This is a genomic window from Wandonia sp. (assembly GCF_984588085.1).
In genome coordinates, this window is record NZ_CFIGVI010000047.1 from 3648 (window position 1) to 8838 (window position 5191).

General features: G+C 40.9%; 4 protein-coding genes. 2 read left to right on the forward strand and 2 right to left on the reverse strand.

Going from position 1 to position 5191, the window contains the following annotated elements; all coding sequences use genetic code 11:
* Positions 1-321 precede the first annotated feature (321 nt).
* The gene (locus tag AC4PL9_RS13190; protein WP_491605215.1) at positions 322-1368 is read left to right on the forward strand and encodes an outer membrane protein assembly factor BamB family protein; all 1047 of its coding nucleotides are present in this window, start codon (positions 322-324) and stop codon (positions 1366-1368) included.
* Between the two features lie 86 nt (positions 1369-1454).
* On the opposite strand, the gene AC4PL9_RS13195 is transcribed toward AC4PL9_RS13190, so the two are convergent.
* Positions 1455-1703, reverse strand: a complete 249-nt coding sequence (locus AC4PL9_RS13195; RefSeq protein ID WP_343787977.1) for a GlsB/YeaQ/YmgE family stress response membrane protein — start codon at positions 1701-1703, stop codon at positions 1455-1457.
* 237 nt (positions 1704-1940) lie between these two features.
* Here AC4PL9_RS13195 and AC4PL9_RS13200 point away from each other — a divergent pair, with 237 nt between their 5' ends.
* Positions 1941-2675: a hypothetical protein gene (locus AC4PL9_RS13200; RefSeq protein WP_491605216.1), complete on the forward strand. Its 735-nt coding sequence runs from the start codon at positions 1941-1943 to the stop codon at positions 2673-2675.
* Positions 2676-2723: 48 nt separating this feature from the next.
* Here AC4PL9_RS13200 and katG read toward each other — a convergent pair whose 3' ends face one another.
* The gene (gene katG / locus AC4PL9_RS13205; protein WP_491605217.1) at positions 2724-4922 is read right to left on the reverse strand and encodes a catalase/peroxidase HPI; all 2199 of its coding nucleotides are present in this window, start codon (positions 4920-4922) and stop codon (positions 2724-2726) included.
* Positions 4923-5191 lie beyond the last annotated feature (269 nt).

The window sequence follows — 5191 nt, forward strand, 5'->3', positions numbered from 1 at the left end:
GCAAATATGTTACCCAAATAATTTGTTGATCGATTTCAAAAAGGCCATAATCACGATTTCTGTGGAAACGATGTGATACGACCGGATCATTTGAAAAGTTAGATCTCATACGTTGTGCGAATAGTGTGTGAAATTCACAGATAAGAAAGTAGAAAAGCAGTATGAAATAATAAGCTTTTATACGGTTTGATCCTTTGCTGTAAAGCATATTCATTGTAAATTTTTGCAAATATAATTGAATCTTGAGACTCACTGCGTGAAATTAAGTATTAAGTAGTTAGTGGGTGAATAAGTAAATTTAGTTACTTTAAACCTCAGAATATGAACTATAACTTGTTTAACTATAACAACGAACGAATTGTAACTGTTCCCGGAGTGGAGCCTGAACTTGTTGTAAAACAAATGGAAAAGGGTCTGAGTGCCCTCCCGATGGTTCTGGAAGATAAAATGGTGTTGGCTTACGCGAATAAAATGGTAGTACTAAAAGAGATTACTACCGATACTGTTCTCTGGAGTCGCAAGCTGCCGGATAGTATGGGGGATGCTCTTCTGTACAAGCAAAAAATCTTTCTTTCAAATCACTCTTCCTTATTTGTACTTGATTGTAACGACGGTTCCCTGATTGCGAAGATAGATCATTGCAATCCGAATCTTGTCAATGCCGTTGTGTATGACAGGTACATTATATGGCCAACATTTATTGATAATGAAAATCAAATGATAACCTTTGATACGGAAGAAATGAAGGTGACAGGGAAGAAAAAATTACCCGGAATAGCGTCATTTATGTTGTTATACAAAGAGGCTGTTATCCTTAATAGCTATCCCGATAAACTCTATAGTATGAGGGCAATAACCGGAGAGCATAATTGGGAGCAGATCATAACACAGAAAAATCCTGCTGAAGAGTTTGTCAATGATTATCCGTTTATAATGAATAATGTGGTCTGTCTTACTTTATTTCCTGATACAATGAAAAGTTATGATTTATTAACCGGAGAAGTAAAGTGGGAGTTCAAATCCGGAACGGGGATTAATTCTTTTGCGGCACGGTTTTCGAACGAAAATGAAATAGCTTTTTTTTCCGGTAGAACGATTTTTTATCTGGATAGCCAAAACGGAGAGTTACTCAAAAAAATAGACCTCGATATGAATTCCGTTGTTAGTTCGGGAACCTATCAGTTGAGTTTTTCCGATAACGAAAAAGCAGTTTTTTACTCATACACGTTGAAGAAGATGAGTGTTATTGATTTGAATACAGCTAAAGAGATAACCTCTTTTAAACTGAAAGCGGGCGTTAAATATCCTCCCTTTATTGCGAACAATAAATTATTTGTAGTAGATAAAGACGGAAACCTATACTATTAAGCAGGGGAGTTTATTCTCAGCAGAGTAAGGGTTAGCAGGAGTACTCATGAGAAATACACGAGTCTCACTGCTTAAACAAGTTTCCATTATCTTTTCTTGAAAATCAGATTTAATACAAAGAGGATTACAATAGCTCCGATTGCTCCGGTAAGTATAAACCCGACAATACCTTCTCCGAGGTTGACACCAAACTGCCCCAGCAACCAGTATCCTAATGCACTACCGATAATTCCTACAATAATATTTCCAAGAAGTCCGAGACCACTTCCTTTGTAAAGTACACTTCCTAACCACCCTGCAATTGCTCCCACTAATAATGTTGCTATAATTCCCATATGATTGAAATTTTGTGTTCTTTTAAAAGTTACGATTCTTTTTGGAGAATAAAAGGGGGAAATGCGGATGAGGTGTTAAAAAAGACTAAATGCTTTTGAAAGAGAGTTTTATTTTGAATGCGATTTTTTAGTAAGTTTGGTGAACTAACTGTAAATGAGATCTGTCGAAAAGGCTCCTTAAAAGGCTTTCTGGCATGACGATTGGTACTACTTTATTACAATGAAAACAAAAATGGTATGCACAAAAGATCCCTTTTCCCAACAGTACTTCTCCTGTTGATCATGTCAACCATCTTTTCCTGTTCGGGAGATAGTGGCTCGGGAGAAAATGATAGCGAACAAACTGGAGAGGATATACTCGTCTCCTCAACAGATACGACGAATACGCGTATTGAGTTTATGGGAGATACAATCGTTACTAAACAGGTAGATGAAGGATTGAGTAGTCTGTCTGCTCGTGACTTGGTTCCCGGTACACTTGCATTTAAAGTTCCGGAGGAAATGCGCGTAGGACAACGATATGATGCTTTTTTCCGAATCATACAACAAGAAGGAGAAGCAGTATTGTTTGAAGATATTGATTCAGCAGGTTATACAATAAAAGTGATTAAAGTTGGTTCGCGTATGAAAGCCACATTATATGATCCGTCAAATGGAAAAAATTTTGAAATAACTACCCGGTCAAGTGAAGAACAAAAAGTTAGCGAAGCAGAAGTTACCGTATGGAGGTGGCACATACAGCCTTTGCGTAAGGGAACGCATACATTAATAGCCAAAGTTTCTGTAAAAGTGTTTGATGAGGTAGGAGAAGCTTACCGGGATATTCCTGTTTATGAAGGGGAAATCACCGTGAACGGTTCTCCGGGATATACTTTTTCTACTTTCTTTTCAAAACATTGGCAATGGCTGTTCGGAACGCTTTTCATCCCCTTATTTATCTGGTTGTATAAAAAGCGAAAGAAAACGGCCTGATCTATAAAAAGCCGGTAGTAAACCCACTACCGACTTCCCTGATTTGTTTTATTTGTTTTGGTCAAAACGATCCAGATTCATAACCTTATTCCAGGCAGAAATGAAATCGGTTATAAATTTCTCCTGAGCATCTGAACTGGCGTATACTTCTGCAAGGGCACGTAATTCCGAATGCGAACCAAACAGTAAGTCCACCCGGGTTCCGGTCCATCTGAGTTCCCCGGTTTTCCGATCGCGTCCCTCAAAAAGATCGTTGGTCTCTGAAGTTGATTTCCAGACCGTTTGCATGTCCAACAGGTGGATGAAAAAGTCATTGGATAATGTTTCCGGGTGATGGGTGAATACACCATGGTGTGAATGATCAAAATTGGTATTGAGAACACGCATACCTCCAATCAGTACCGTCATTTCGGGTGCAGTTAAGGTCAGTAACTGCGCTTTGTCAATGAGATAATTTTCAGCACAGGAAGCAGTTTGCTTTTTTGCGTAATTACGGAAACCGTCTGCCAATGGCTCCAGTACTGCAAAGGATTCAATATCGGTTTGTTCTGCTGTAGCATCCATACGTCCGGGAATAAAAGGCACTTCTTTTTCATAACCTGCCTTCTTAGCCGCTTGTTCAATGGCTGTACACCCACCAAGTACGATCAGATCTGCTAATGAGAGTTGTTTTCCACCTGTTTGATTCTTGTTAAATTCCTGTTGGATTGTTTCTAACGTATCCAACACTTTTCCTAATTGTGCCGGCTGATTTACCTGCCAGTATTTCTGAGGAGCTAACCGAATACGTGCTCCGTTCGCTCCACCCCGTTTATCTGAACCTCTGAAGGTAGAAGCTGAAGCCCATGCTGTGGTCACCAGTTCAGATATAGTAAGACCGGAATCTGTAATCCGGGTTTTTAATTGACGGATATCCGCTTCATCAATTGACGGGGAATGCGGAGCAGGAATAGGATCCTGCCAGAGTAAATCCTCCGAAGGAACTTCGGGTCCGAGATAACGGGATTTGGGTCCCATATCGCGATGTGTAAGTTTGAACCAGGCACGGGCAAAGACATCTGCAAATTCGTCAGGGTTCTCATAAAAACGCCGCGATATTTTCTCGTAAACAGGATCAAAGCGAAGGGAAAGATCGGTTGTCAACATGGTTGGAAGATGCTTTCGGGTAGAATCATGAGCATCCGGAACCGTTTTTTCTGCATTCTTCGCCACCCATTGATGAGCTCCGGCAGGACTTTTAGTTAATTCCCACTCAAATTCAAATAAGTTCTTAAAAAACAAATTACTCCATTGTGTTGGTTGCTGCGTCCAGGTAACTTCAGGACCACCTGTAATCGTATCACCTCCTTTTCCTGAACCGTAAGAACTGATCCAGCCCAGTCCCTGTTCTTCAAGACCGGCTGCTTCCGGTTCCGGTCCCACTAACCCCGGGTCTCCTGCTCCGTGAGTTTTACCAAAAGTATGTCCTCCGGCAATAAGAGCTACCGTTTCTTCGTCATTCATAGCCATTCGGGCAAATGTTTCCCGGATATCTTTTGCGGCTGCAATCGGATCAGGATTTCCTCCCGGACCCTCGGGATTGACATAAATAAGTCCCATTTGTACAGCGGCTAACGGATTTTCAAGATCACGTTCTCCCGAATAGCGATTTTCGTCTCCGAGCCAGGTTTGTTCTGAACCCCAGTATACATCTTCTTCCGGTTCCCACACATCTTCACGTCCACCTGCAAAACCAAATGTTTTGAAGCCCATAGACTCCAGAGCTACATTTCCAGTAAGGATGAGCAAATCGGCCCAGGATATTTTGTTTCCATATTTTTGCTTAATGGGCCAAAGTAACCTTCTTGCCTTATCCAGATTCGCATTATCCGGCCAACTGTTCAAAGGCGCAAAGCGCTGCTGTCCGGATCCCGCACCTCCGCGTCCGTCGTGGATTCTATACGTTCCTGCGCTATGCCAGGCCATTCGGATAAACAAAGGACCATAATGACCAAAATCAGCCGGCCACCAGTCCTGAGAATCTGTCATCAGGGTTTCAAGATCTTTTTTTACGGCGTTCAGATCAAGACTGTTAAATGCTTCTCGATAATCAAATTCTGAATCCATAGGATCAGACAGGGAAGAATTCTGTCGCAGAATATTCAATTTTAAGCGACGGGGCCACCAATCAGTATTCTGTGTGCCGTGACTACCTGTGTTATGTTGATGAGAGGCTCCGGAAAAAGGACATTTACTATTTGCATCCATAGTTAAGAAATTTTGGTTTTGTGCTGTTTCTAAATATACAAAAAGCAAGTGAATCTTTTGTTACATTTTCATTGATAAATCAGGGGTAAAAGGCCACAGGATAGTATTTTTACTGATTATACAGATGATTGATCATGTTTAGAAAGTTTTATAGATACGAGATTAACTTACTCTTGCTGGCAGTTTTTATAGGCTGCTTCAGTTTGTTTGCGAAGTGCAGATCGGTAAGCGGATCCGCCGGCTCTTTTGGAGATGTTTTTGAAGCACTT

What these genes read in the sequence shown, in the direction of transcription:
- AC4PL9_RS13195 (WP_343787977.1), bottom strand. Translation starts at nt 1,703, where the DNA reads ATGGGAATTATAGCAACATTATTAGTGGGAGCAATTGCAGGGTGGTTA.
- AC4PL9_RS13190 (WP_491605215.1), top strand. Translation starts at nt 322, where the DNA reads ATGAACTATAACTTGTTTAACTATAACAACGAACGAATTGTAACTGTT.
- katG (WP_491605217.1), bottom strand. Translation starts at nt 4,922, where the DNA reads ATGGATGCAAATAGTAAATGTCCTTTTTCCGGAGCCTCTCATCAACAT.
- AC4PL9_RS13200 (WP_491605216.1), top strand. Translation starts at nt 1,941, where the DNA reads ATGCACAAAAGATCCCTTTTCCCAACAGTACTTCTCCTGTTGATCATG.